The sequence below is a fragment of the Devosia sp. genome (genome assembly GCF_030689745.1).
GTDB classification, from domain to species: domain Bacteria; phylum Pseudomonadota; class Alphaproteobacteria; order Rhizobiales; family Devosiaceae; genus Devosia; species Devosia alba.
In genome coordinates this window covers 1-10,925 of record NZ_JAUYGL010000035.1, presented here as the reverse complement: position 1 = coordinate 10,925, position 10,925 = coordinate 1, and the positions used below count along the sequence as shown (strand labels likewise).

Sequence of the window (10,925 nt, the reverse complement as noted above, 5' to 3'; positions counted from 1 at the left end):
CGCACTTGCCAGCATTACGCCGGTGGGCAAGGTTGCCGCCGTGGTGCCCGTATCAGCAGTGAAGGGGCAGGGGATCGATGCCCTGCTGCTGGCCATTGAGACGGCATTGGGCGAGAAAAGCCGAACCTATCATGTGCAGGTGCCGCACAGTGCGGGTGGCGACATTGGCTGGCTGCACTCCCACACCGAGGTGATTTCGCGCGATGAACCCACCGAGGCCGGTACCGGTTTTGTGGTACGGGTGGAGCCGCGCCACAAGACGGCGTTTCTGGAGCGCTTCAACGGCCGGATCGAGAGTTCAGACGCCTAGAGTATTTTGCCGCTGCGCTGAATCGCCAAATCGCTCCAGGCTCTTGATTGGTCGCTTTTCCGAACCGGAAAAGTGGAGCTAGTTCTTGCTGAAAGTGCTCTAAGCCTTGTCGGCCGCCCGGATTTCGTTCCAGTAGCCGTCAAGGCGCGCCAGACCGGCATCCCTGGGTTCGACCCCATCTTCGCGGCACCGCGCCTCGACATGGTGAAAGCGCCGGGTGAACTTGAAATTGGCGTCGCGCAGCGCCCCTTCGGCATCGACGCCGGCCTGCCGGGCCAGATTGGCGACAGCAAACAGCAGGTCGCCGATCTCCTCGTGCAGCGCGGCCTGATCGCCACTGGTCTTGGCTTCGGCCACTTCGGCCAGTTCTTCGGCCACCTTGGCCTGTACCGAAGCGAAATCAGGCCAGTCAAAGCCAACCTTGGCCGCGCGTTTGGTGAGCTTTTCGGCCCGGGCCAGGGCCGGCAGGACCTGGGGCACGTCATCGAGCAGGGAAGGGGTCGCGTCGCCCTTGCGCGCGGCCTTGGCCGCCCGTTCCTCAACCTTGATGGCCTCCCAGCGTCCCTTGGCCATGGCCGCGCCCTGGGCCGCGTCTTGGCCAAACACGTGCGGATGGCGTCGGATCAATTTCTCGGTAATGCCATAGATCACATCGCCAATATCGAAGTGGCCGGCCTCGCTGGCCATCTGGGCGTGGTAGATCGGCTGCAGCAGCAGATCGCCCAGTTCCTCGCGCAAATCGCCAAAATCCTGCCGTTCAATGGCGTCGGCAACTTCATAGGCTTCCTCGATGGTGTAGTGGCGAATACTGGAAAAATCCTGTTCCAGATCCCAGGGGCAGCCGCCATCCGGATCGCGCAGTGCGGCCATGATCTCTATCAGGCGGGAAATGTCGCGGGAGGGTTGCATGAGCGGGCCTTCGGACAGGGGGGATTCGGCGCTGGCAATGTAGCCTGTTTCCCGCTGGCACAACGACAAATTTGCCGGGTTGAATGGGCAAAAACTGCCGCGCTGAAGCACTAAGCTGCTCCTGGCGCTGATTTAAACCCGATTTTTGCGGGTTTTGGTGTTGGCGCGGCACTTGCATGGTGACGCACATTACTGGCCATGGGAGCGATGGGCATGACAAGTGTAGGATCTGGCGGTGCCGTTGGGGCAGGGTTGCTGAATCGGCTTTTCCAGCTTGTGGACAAGGACAAGAACAGCACGGTTTCGGGTGACGAATTGTCGGCCGTGCTGGATTCGATTGGCCAGGGGCAGAAGTCGTCTGCCATTCTGGCCACGCATGACAGTGACGGCGACGGAATGGCCCGACAAACTGGTCTCCGACGAGAATTTGGGGCAGTTGCTGAGCCTGCAGGATCTGCGGGACATGAAACTCCTGAGTCCGGCCGAACGTCAGCAGCAGGCCGACACCCTCAAGCAGGAGTATTTCAGCCGCGTCGACGCCGATGAAAATGGGGTGCTGAGTGGCGACGAGGTCGAGGCCGACCGCGTGCTGAACCTGGCCAGGGTGCTCGATGGCGGTGCGCTGCCCAATAGCTTGGTGATGTTCCGGCCCGGTGCCGACCGCAATGCGCTGACGCTGGACGACATCACGGTGGGCCAGCGGATCGACCCGACGATGCTCAAGGTCACCGAACCCAGCGCTGAGCTCAAAGCCAGAATTGCGACCATGCGCGCCATGATGGCGCAGATGCAGGATGGCGCAGACACAGCGACTGAAACAGCGGCGGCGGACAACCAGCCGCTGACGGTCGAAGGGCAGACTGAGAAGGTCAAGACGGCGAGCCTGTCGCACGCGCTGATCACGCGGCTCATCGCCCATTTCAGCACCCAGGGCATGGCAGGGACAGCAGCCAGTACCGATTTCTCGGCCTGACAGGGGCGGCAGCGGCAAAGCTGGCAGGCAGTTTTGTCATCTCCATTGTTCGCATAATATATATTATGGAACTTTGGCATGTATCAAACTGGCCGAAACGCAGGGATTTTGCATCAATTGTAGCGCGGACCCGGCAAATGTACGAATCCGATGGACAGTTTTGACCGTTTGGTCAAAACTCTTCGATAGCAGGATATTGCGTCGCTGACTGAGGAGGAAGATGTGCGCTTCGGATACAAGGCTTCGGCCGAACAATTCGCGCCCAACGCTTTGCTCAAATTCGCCATCGAGGCCGAACAGGCGGGGTTCGATTCGGTATTTGTCAGCGATCATTTCCAGCCGTGGAAGCACACCGACGGTCATGCGCCGTTTGCGCCCGCCTGGATCGCTGCCGTACTGGCCAAGACCGAGCGTATCGTTGTTGGTACCTCGGTGCTGACGCCGACCTTCCGGCTGCATCCCTCCGTCGTCGCGCACGCCTTTGGCACATTGGGCTCGATGTTTCCCGGTCGGGTCATTCTGGGTGTGGGTACCGGCGAGTCGCTCAATGAGGTGCCATCCACCGGCATGGTCTGGCCAGAACTCAAGGAGCGTTCGGCGCGGCTGCGCGAAGCTGTAGCCTTGATCCGCCGACTCTGGAGCGAAGATCGGGTGACGTTTGAGGGCGAATTCTACAAGACGCAAAACGCCACGATCTACGACAAGCCCGACGAAATGGTGCCGATCTATCTGGCGGCCGGCGGCCCGCTCAATGCCAAATATGCCGGTCGCGCCGGCGACGGCTTCATCTGCACCTCCGGCAAAGGGGCCGAGCTCTATGTCGACCAGCTGCTTCCCAATGTGCTGGCCGGTCGGGCAGAATCGGCCTTGGCGGACATGCCGTTCGAGCGGATGATTGAGGTGAAGGTCTCATTCGATACCGATGCGGAGGCAGCGCTGAACAATACGCGCGGCTGGGCCGCGTTGTCGCTGACCGCCGAGGAAAAGCACTCGATCGACGATCCGGCGGAAATGGAACGCCTGGCCGCAGAGTTGCCAATCGAGCGCATTGCGAAGCGCTGGATCGTCTCGAGCGATCCCGACGAGCATGTGCGGGCAATCAAGAGCTATATGGATTACGGGTTCGATCATCTGGTATTTCACGCGCCCGGTGATGACCAGAGTCGGTTCCTGGCCCTGTACGCCAAGGAAATTCTGCCGCGACTGCGGGCCCTGACTGCGGCCGGGAAGTAGCCCCCTACTCCCAGATATGGACGGAAGCGATGAGAGTGCCGCGATATTCGGTGTGGGGTATCACCGGGATCCCCGAAATTGACGCAGGCGACGACCTGGTGGCACTGATCGCCGACGCAGTTGCGGCGCAGGCCGTCGATGATGCCAGTGCAGCGATTGAGGATGGCGACATTCTGGTGGTGACCAGCAAGATTGTCTCCAAGGCCGAAGGTTGCCAGTTTTCGGCTGCGGACCGTGACAAGGCGATTGCTGCGGAGACTGTGCGCGTAGTGGCGGAGCGCGTGCATCCGGGCGGTGTGACGCAGATCGTGGAGACCCGGCATGGCTTGATCATGGCGGCAGCGGGCATCGATACCTCCAATGTGCCCGATGGTATCGCGCTGCGACTGCCCGATGATCCCGACGCGTCGGCGCGGCGCCTGTGCACTGGCCTGCGCGAGCGGTTCGGCGTTCGGCTTGGCATCGTCATCACCGACACGTTCGGCCGGCCATGGCGGGTTGGACAGACAGATGTGGCCATTGGGGCCGCCGGGGTCATCGTCACCGACGACATGCGTGGCGGGGTTGATGCCAATGGGCGGCCTTTGCAGGTCACGATAACGGTGCTGGCCGATGAACTGGCGGGGGCTGCCGATCTGGTCAAGGGCAAGGCCAGCGGCATTCCGGTGGCCGTGGTGCGCGGCCTCAGTCGACTGGTAACGGGTCCCGATGCGCCCGGTGCGCGCACACTGGTTCGCTCCGTCGATGACGACATGTTCCGGTTTGGCTCGGCTGAAGCCTATCGACTGGGCTATGACGCCGCGCTCGCCGAGATGCGCGATGGCGGTCAGACTTCATCCCCCCGCGTCAAGCAGAAGCAGGACTGATTCATGCGTGTCTCTTCCATTCTCACCGTGCTTGCTGGCCTGGGGCTATCGGCGTCGCCCGTCTGGGCTCAAACCAGTTACCCCTTGCGCATCGATAATTGCGGGGTTCCGCTGGTGTTCGACGCGGCGCCGGCCCGCGTGGTGGCGATCAAGTCGACAGCCACTGAAATGCTGCTGGCGCTGGGCCTGGGCGACAGAATCGTTGGCGTCGGCTTTCAGGATGGCCCCGTGCCGCAGCCGTGGGCGGCGGCAGGCGCCAATCTGCCGGTGCTCGCCGAAAAACTGCCATCCCAGGAAGTGGTGCTCGAAGTGGAGCCCGACTTTGTCTATGGTGGCTGGGAAAGCAATTTCGCGGCCGACGGCGCCGGCGAACGCGCCGGTCTGGCGGCCCTGGGCTTGGTCAGCTATGTCTCGCCGCCGGCCTGCCGCTCGGTCGCACCGGAGCCGCTGGATTTTGAGGACCTGTTTGCCGATATTGCCGAGATGGGCATGATTTTCGATGTCTCGACTTCTGCCGATGTGCTGATTGCCGAACAGCAAGCGGCGCTGGACGCCATTGTGCCCGATGGCCGTGGGCTGACGGCGCTGTGGTACTCATCGGGGACCAAGACACCCTATGTTGGGGCCGGCAGCAACGCACCGGCGATGATGATGGACGCGCTGGGGCTGGATAATATCATGGGCGATGTGGATGACGGCTGGGTCTCGGCCAGTTGGGAAGCTATCGTTGACGCCAACCCGGACGTGATCATTCTGGTTGATGCGGCCTGGAACTCGGTGGCGCAAAAAAAGGAGCTGCTGGCGGAGAATCCGATCACCAGCCAGCTCGATGCCGTGATCAACCAGCGTTATCTGGTGGTGCCGTTCCCCGCATCAGAAGCCGGTGTGCGCAATGTGGGCGCCACGGCTGACATGGCGGCCCAGTTGGCGGCGCTGGCCTTCGATAAATGACGCCGGGCCGCGGCCCACAATTTGTGCTTGGCCTCGCCTTGTGGGCCTTGCTGCTGGGCAGTGTCGTTATGGCGGTGACCTTTGGTCCGGCCGACATTGCGCCCACCGAAGTGTGGCAGACCATCGCGCATCACCTTGGCCTGCCGTTTGAGACGCCGGTAACGCGGTTGCGCGATGCCATTATCTGGGAACTGCGCCTGCCCCGCGTTCTGGTGGCGGCCGGCATTGGCGCCGGGTTGGCGCTGTGTGGCGCCATCATGCAGGCGCTGACGCGCAATCCACTGGCCGATCCCTATCTGCTGGGTCTGTCGTCGGGCGCCTCATTTGGCGCCGTGGCGTTTCTGCTCGCCGGTGCGGCCCTGTTGATGCCCATCGGGGCGTTTTTTGGTGCCGGTGCGGCGATGGCGCTGACGTTGCTGGTCACGCGGCTGCTGGGCGGCGCAACGCCCTCACGCGCCATTCTGGCTGGCATTGCAGTGTCGGCACTGGCGGCGGCCGCCACCTCTTTCCTGATCTTCTGGTCGGCGACCGGTGACTCCTATCGTGAAATCCTGAGCTGGCTGATGGGTTCGCTGAGCGGCGCCAGCTGGGGCGATGCAGGCATCGTGCTCAGTGCTGTGCTGCTGCTGGGGGTGCCGATGCTGTTGGCTGGTCGCGCGCTGGATGCTTTTGCATTTGGCGACGCGGCGGCGGCGACACTGGGGATTGATGTCGCAAAACTGCGCTGGGCGCTGCTGGGTGCAACAGCGCTGCTGACTGGGGCGCTGGTGGCAGTTGGCGGCGCGATTGGCTTTGTCGGCCTGATCATTCCGCATGTGGTGCGGTTGGGGACCGGAACGCGCCATCGCCTGCTGCTGCCGGTGGCGATGTTGGTTGGCGCCTGTTTCATGGTGTGGACCGATACGGCGGCACGCAGCCTGTTTTCGCCCCGCGAACTGCCGGTGGGGATTATCACTGCCCTGCTGGGGGCGCCGATCTTCCTGCTGGTGCTGTTGCGCTATCGGCGGGTGACATGAGCACTGGTATCCAGTTTGACGCCGTGCGGGTCTGCGCCGGTCAGAGCACGCTGCTTGACGGGGTCAGCTGCCGCGCCCAAGCTGGCCGCTTGACCGGCCTGATTGGCCCCAATGGTGCGGGAAAATCGACGCTGATGCGGGCTGCGCTTGGCCTGGTGCCGCTGGCCGATGGCCGCATCAGCTTTGACGGACAGGATTTGCCCGGCATGCCGCGACGGGCGCGAGCGCAGATGTGCGCCTTTGTTGAACAGAGTGGCAGCGCCGAGGTGCATTTGGGCGCCCGCGAAGTGGTGGCGCTGGGCCGCATTCCATTTCAGTCGGTCTGGCAATCGGTGCCGTCGCCCGACGACGATGCTGCGGTCGACACGGCGCTTGCCGCTGTGGGCATGAGCGGCTTTGCCGAACGGCACTACCATACGCTGTCGGGCGGCGAGCAGCAACGGCTGCAGGTGGCGCGGGCGTTGGCCCAGCAACCCAGGTTGCTGATTCTGGATGAGCCGACCAATCATCTGGATGTGCACGCGCAATTGAGCATTCTGGGTCTGTTGCGGCGACTGGCCCGATCGGGCGCCACGGTGCTGCTGGCGCTGCATGATCTGAACCTGGCGGCCGCGTTTTGCGATGATCTGGTGGTGTTGCACCACGGCCGCCTCGTCGCAGGGGGTGCGCCGGAGGCCGTGTTGACCCCTGCCCTGCTGCGCGATGTCTATGCGGTCGGGGCCAGTTTACTGCGCCATCCGGGCACCGGCCGGCCGATGATTGCCTATGATGTGTCGCCCGAATGAGGGACAGGACGCAAAGATGATTGACATTAAGTCCGGGCCCGACCAAATTTTGATCAGCTGGTCAAATATCTGACCGAACGGCAGGCGGAGGGCTTTATGGAATTCGGCATCACTTTCAAGGGTTTCATTGAGCCTGAACGCGCGCGGTATCTGGTCCGGGCTGCAGAATACGCCGGTTTCACCTATTGCTGGTTCTACGACTCCCACATTCTCTGGCGCGATTGCTACGCCGCCATTGCCATGTGCATGGAACACACCACGGATATGCGGTTTGGCCCGCTGGTAACCAATCCGGACGTGCGCGACTGGTCGGTGGCGGCCTCGCTCTTCGGTTCGCTGTCCAAGCAGAGCGGCGGCCGCTTTGATCTGGCCGTCGGGCGTGGCGACAGCTCGCGCCGGGTGATGGGCAAAAAGCCGGCGACGCTGGCGCGCGTTGCCGAGTTCATCGACAAGACCCGCGCCATGGTGCGCGGCGAGGCCGTCACCTATGACGATATCGCCGAGCCGGTAAAATTTCCCTGGGCCGTTGGGCATGACATGCCCAGCTGGATTGCCGCCTACGGCCCGCTGGCGCTGAAGACTGCCGGGCAGAGCGCCGACGGCGTGGTGTTGCAGCTGGCCGACCCGGGCCTGTGCAAGTGGTTCACCGATCAGTGCCTTGACGCTGGCAAGGCAACTGGTCGCGACATGAGCAACTATCGTTCTATGGCCGCGGCGCCGGCCTATTTCGGCGACAAGGCGCGAGCCATTGAAGCCACCAAGTGGTTCCCGGCCATGGTGGGCAATCATGTCGCTGATATTGTTGAGAAATACGGTGCAGACAGCGATCAGGTGCCGGCAAGCCTGACCAGCTATATCGAAAAACGCCGCGGTTACGACTACTCCAAGCATGGCCAGGCCGATAACCCGTTTCTCGATTTCATCACGCCCGATGTGGTGGAGAATTTCTGCGTGCTGGGCGAGCCGGAGGAGCACATTGCCAAGATGCACGCGCTCAAGGCCGCTGGCGTCACCCAGTTCAACATCTACCTCGATAGTGGTGACGAGGAAGAGATCATTGCCGGCTATGGCCGCCATGTGATCCCGGCATTCCGTTAAACGGCGAAAGCCTCAGCGATTGAGGATGGTACCGGTCACCACATCTATCCTCATGCCATCAAACGCCGGCGTTATGTGCGCCGGCGTTTCTGCGTCGAGCCTGGCATAATCAAGATCGATATGCAGATCGGTCAGCACGGCCTGGCGGGGGGCGAAGCGGTCGATCCAGTCCAGCGTTTCGGGCAGGCTGAGATGGCTCGGGTGCGGCGTGCGGCGCAGGGCATCGATGATCCACAGGTCCAGCCCGGAAATGGCGGCGAAAGACGCTGGGGGGAAGCCGGAGAGGTCGCAGCAATAGGCAAGATTGCCGACACGGAAGCCCAGCGAGGTGATGTCACCGTGCTCCTGCTCAAATACGGTAACCTCCAACTGCCCGCCTGGACCGTTGATGCTGAGTATCTCGCCTGCTGCGATGATGTGGGCATTCAGGATCGGCGGATAGCTGCTCCCCACCGGGCTTTCAAAGCAGTATCCGAACGCCGCCCGGAGCCGATCGCCGGTGAAGGCGTCGGAATAGATGTCGACCCGCTGGCGATTGTGCAGCGCCAGCACCCGCAAATCATCAATGCCATGCGTGTGGTCTGCGTGTTCGTGCGTGTAGAGCACGGCATCGACGCGGTCGACCTGGGCATCGAGCAATTGCTCGCGCAGGTCACAGCCGGTGTCGATCAGGATGCGTGTCGGTTCCGGGCTGCCATCGGACCAGGCTTCGATCAGCAACGAGCAGCGGCGGCGACGATTGCGCGGTTCGGCGGGGTCGCAGTCGCCCCAGTCATTGCCGATGCGGGGCACCCCGCCCGACGAGCCGCAGCCCAAAATGGTGGCGATAATTCTCTGGGCAGCCGGCATGGGTCAGGCCAGCCCGGTCTTGGCAAACAGCCGGGCGAAGTTGGCCGTGGTCTCGGCGCCGAGTTGTTCGAGGCTGATGCCGCGCACTTCGGCCAGTTTTTCGGCCGTATGGCGCACGAAGCTGGGTTCGTTGGACTGGCCGCGATGCGGGATCGGCGCCAGATAAGGCGCGTCAGTTTCCACCAGATAGCGGTCGGCGGGGACGAATTTGGCGACGTCGCGAATCTCTTCGGCGTTCTTGAAGGTAATGATGCCGGAAAACGAGATGGACCCGCCCAGATCAAGCGCGGTGCGGGCCAGCGCTGTGCCGGCGGTGAAGCAATGCAGCAGAAAGGGGAAGGCCCCCTGCCCGGCTTCTTCGGTGAGGATCGCGGCCATGTCATCATCGCAAGAGCGGCTGTGGATAACCAGTGGAAGACCGGTGATGCGGGCGGCAGCAATGTGGCGGCGCAGACCCATTGCCTGCGCCTCGCGTGGCGCGTTGTCGTAGAAGTAGTCCAGCCCGGCTTCGCCAATGGCAACGCAGCGCGGATGGGCACTTAGCCGGACAAGTTCATCCGTCGTGATATGCAGTTCTTCGTCGGCATGGTGTGGATGGGTGCCCACCGAACACCACACATTGTCGAAGCGCTCGGCAATGGCGGTGTATGTGGAGAACTTTTCCACATGTGTGGATATCGTCACCATGCCAGTGACTCCGGCAGCAGCGGCGCGGGCCATCACCCCGTCAATATCATTGGCCAGCGCTTCAAAATCGAGGTGGCAATGGCTGTCGATCAGCATTGGTTATTCCGCCTTGCGCTCGATGCGGGCAAACACCCCCTGCGGCACCGGTAGCTCGGCACCAGGCTGCAGGCCTGCCGGGATTTTGCTGTCCGCAAGCAGGCGACTTTCTGCGGCAATGCCGAGCTGGTCAAGCAGGCGGGCCGCTGACTCCGGCACAAAGGCCAGCATGGGAATGGCCAGGCGACGGACCGTATCCGCCGTGACGTAGAGGACGGTCGCCATCCGCGCGGGATCGGTCTTTTTGAGCGCCCAGGGTTCCTGAGCGGCGAAATAGGTATTGGCCGAGGCGAGTGCGGCAATGATGACGCCACTGGCCTCATGCACAAGTTGCTGATCCATCGCCTGTTGAGCGGCGTCGATCGCCTCGCCAACTTCGGCGATGATGGCGTCGTCCGCTTCGGTCAGCGGGCCCGGTGTGGGCACCTTGCCGTCGCAATTCTTGTTGATCATCGACAGCGAGCGCTGTGCCAGATTGCCCAGATTGTTGGCGAGGTCGGCGTTGACCCGGTTGACCAGCTTGTCGCGGCTGTAGTCGCCGTCATTGCCGAACGAGACTTCGCGCAGCAGGAAATAGCGCAGTGCATCGGCGCCGAACTCCTCGATCAGCGTGAACGGGTCGATGACATTGCCCAGCGACTTGCTCATCTTGTGGCCATCCACGGTCAAAAAACCATGGGCGAAGACGCGATGGGGCACCTCGATGCCGGCGCTCATCAGGAAGGCGGGCCAATAGACGGTGTGGAAGCGGATGATGTCCTTGCCGATGACATGCAGGTCGGCGGGCCAGAACTTCTTGAACAGGTCCGCAGCTTCATCGGGATAGCCCAGTCCGCTGATGTAATTGGTCAGCGCATCGACCCAGACATACATCACATGACCGGGCGCATCCGGCACCGGAATGCCCCAATCGAAGGTGGTGCGCGAGATCGACAGGTCGTTCAGCCCCCCCTTGACGAAGGAAATCACCTCATTGCGGCGTTCCTTGGGGGCGATGAAGTCGGGATTGGACTCGTAGAGCGCGAGCAACTTGTCCTGATAGGCCGAGAGGCGGAAGAAATAGGTTGGCTCTTCCACCCACTCAACCTCGGCCCCCGAAGGGGCGAAGCGCTTGCCGTCCTTTTCGGTCAGCTCGTCTTCGTCGAAATAGGC

At 62.5% G+C, this 10,925-nt stretch carries 11 protein-coding genes and 1 pseudogene; 8 read left to right on the top strand and 4 right to left on the bottom strand.

Features of this window, described 5'->3' with window-relative positions; genetic code table 11:
- Positions 1-310, top strand: a pseudogene (locus Q8O80_RS03320) (GTPase HflX); the annotation flags it as partial.
- 99 nt (positions 311-409) lie between these two features.
- Here Q8O80_RS03320 and mazG read toward each other — a convergent pair.
- Positions 410-1,219: a nucleoside triphosphate pyrophosphohydrolase gene (gene mazG / locus Q8O80_RS03315; protein ID WP_305576899.1), complete on the bottom strand. Its 810-nt coding sequence runs from the start codon at positions 1,217-1,219 to the stop codon at positions 410-412.
- Positions 1,220-1,682: 463 nt separating this feature from the next.
- Here mazG and Q8O80_RS03310 point away from each other — a divergent pair, with 463 nt between their 5' ends.
- From Q8O80_RS03310 to Q8O80_RS03280, 7 genes are all read left to right on the top strand, one after another.
- A complete protein-coding gene (locus Q8O80_RS03310; RefSeq protein WP_305576897.1) occupies positions 1,683-2,192 on the top strand; it encodes a hypothetical protein in 510 nt (169 codons plus the stop codon).
- Between the two features lie 222 nt (positions 2,193-2,414).
- Complete coding sequence (gene fgd / locus Q8O80_RS03305) at positions 2,415-3,425, top strand: glucose-6-phosphate dehydrogenase (coenzyme-F420) (protein ID WP_305576895.1); 1,011 nt, start codon at positions 2,415-2,417, stop codon at positions 3,423-3,425.
- A gap of 29 nt (positions 3,426-3,454) precedes the next feature.
- Positions 3,455-4,291 (top strand): coenzyme F420-0:L-glutamate ligase, encoded by an 837-nt coding sequence (gene cofE, locus Q8O80_RS03300; protein ID WP_305576893.1) that lies wholly within the window; start codon positions 3,455-3,457, stop codon positions 4,289-4,291.
- 3 nt (positions 4,292-4,294) lie between these two features.
- Positions 4,295-5,242: a putative F420-0 ABC transporter substrate-binding protein gene (locus tag Q8O80_RS03295; protein WP_305576891.1), complete on the top strand. Its 948-nt coding sequence runs from the start codon at positions 4,295-4,297 to the stop codon at positions 5,240-5,242.
- Positions 5,239-6,258: a putative F420-0 ABC transporter permease subunit gene (locus Q8O80_RS03290; RefSeq protein ID WP_305576889.1), complete on the top strand. Its 1,020-nt coding sequence runs from the start codon at positions 5,239-5,241 to the stop codon at positions 6,256-6,258. Before Q8O80_RS03295 ends, Q8O80_RS03290 begins: the two co-directional genes overlap by 4 nt.
- Positions 6,255-7,043, top strand: coding sequence for an ABC transporter ATP-binding protein (locus tag Q8O80_RS03285; RefSeq protein ID WP_305576887.1), 789 nt, complete (start codon positions 6,255-6,257; stop codon positions 7,041-7,043). The genes Q8O80_RS03290 and Q8O80_RS03285 overlap by 4 nt, the downstream gene beginning before the upstream one ends.
- 96 nt (positions 7,044-7,139) lie before the next feature.
- Positions 7,140-8,141, top strand: coding sequence for a TIGR03842 family LLM class F420-dependent oxidoreductase (locus Q8O80_RS03280; protein WP_305576885.1), 1,002 nt, complete (start codon positions 7,140-7,142; stop codon positions 8,139-8,141).
- A 12-nt stretch (positions 8,142-8,153) separates the two neighbouring features.
- Here Q8O80_RS03280 and Q8O80_RS03275 read toward each other — a convergent pair whose 3' ends face one another.
- The 3 genes from Q8O80_RS03275 to metG all read right to left on the bottom strand — a co-directional run.
- Complete coding sequence (locus Q8O80_RS03275) at positions 8,154-8,990, bottom strand: MBL fold metallo-hydrolase (RefSeq protein WP_305576883.1); 837 nt, start codon at positions 8,988-8,990, stop codon at positions 8,154-8,156.
- Positions 8,991-8,993: 3 nt separating this feature from the next.
- Entirely contained in the window at positions 8,994-9,773 is a 780-nt protein-coding gene (locus Q8O80_RS03270; protein WP_305576881.1) for a TatD family hydrolase, read from the bottom strand.
- Between the two features lie 3 nt (positions 9,774-9,776).
- Positions 9,777-10,925: methionine--tRNA ligase (metG, locus tag Q8O80_RS03265; RefSeq protein ID WP_305576879.1), on the bottom strand; the 1,149-nt coding region annotated here is incomplete at its 5' end.

Coding starts and splice junctions, on each gene's coding strand:
- mazG (WP_305576899.1), bottom strand. CDS start 1,219: ATGCAACCCTCCCGCGACATTTCCCGCCTGATAGAGATCATGGCCGCA.
- Q8O80_RS03310 (WP_305576897.1), top strand. CDS start 1,683: ATGAAACTCCTGAGTCCGGCCGAACGTCAGCAGCAGGCCGACACCCTC.
- cofE (WP_305576893.1), top strand. CDS start 3,455: ATGAGAGTGCCGCGATATTCGGTGTGGGGTATCACCGGGATCCCCGAA.
- Q8O80_RS03295 (WP_305576891.1), top strand. CDS start 4,295: ATGCGTGTCTCTTCCATTCTCACCGTGCTTGCTGGCCTGGGGCTATCG.
- Q8O80_RS03290 (WP_305576889.1), top strand. CDS start 5,239: ATGACGCCGGGCCGCGGCCCACAATTTGTGCTTGGCCTCGCCTTGTGG.
- Q8O80_RS03285 (WP_305576887.1), top strand. CDS start 6,255: ATGAGCACTGGTATCCAGTTTGACGCCGTGCGGGTCTGCGCCGGTCAG.
- Q8O80_RS03280 (WP_305576885.1), top strand. CDS start 7,140: ATGGAATTCGGCATCACTTTCAAGGGTTTCATTGAGCCTGAACGCGCG.
- Q8O80_RS03275 (WP_305576883.1), bottom strand. CDS start 8,990: ATGCCGGCTGCCCAGAGAATTATCGCCACCATTTTGGGCTGCGGCTCG.
- Q8O80_RS03270 (WP_305576881.1), bottom strand. CDS start 9,773: ATGCTGATCGACAGCCATTGCCACCTCGATTTTGAAGCGCTGGCCAAT.